At 67.9% G+C, this 349-nt stretch carries 1 protein-coding gene; it reads right to left on the reverse strand.

Annotated features, from left to right (window positions below):
* Window positions 1-324 (reverse strand): FtsX-like permease family protein (locus M8J73_RS44525; RefSeq protein ID WP_249829932.1); only part of this gene is annotated, 324 nt, incomplete at its 3' end.
* Between the last annotated feature and the right edge of the window lie 25 nt (window positions 325-349).

The raw sequence follows: 349 nt of genomic DNA on the forward strand, positions 1-349 counted from the left end.
GCCCGTGTCGATGCCGGCGAAGGCCACCCGCAGGACGGGTCCCGTCGCCGCGTTCCCGATGAGGGTGCCGAGGACGCAACCGACGACCGCGGGGACGGAGACCATCGTCAGATAGACCGCCATCACCTGGTTCGGGGTGAAGCCCAGCGCCTTGAGCACACCGATGTGCCGATGCCCGGAGACCACTGCCCCGCTGACGACATTCCCCACGATCAGCACGGAGATGAGGAGTCCGAGGACGCCGAACAGCGTCATGAACGGCAGATAGGCGTCCGCCTGTGCGGCGAAGGCCCGCTTGAGGGCGAGATAGGTCTGTGCGGTCACCAGTGAGTCGGCGGGCAGTCGGGCG

Source organism: Streptomyces neyagawaensis (assembly GCF_023516595.1).
Classification (GTDB): domain Bacteria; phylum Actinomycetota; class Actinomycetes; order Streptomycetales; family Streptomycetaceae; genus Streptomyces; species Streptomyces neyagawaensis.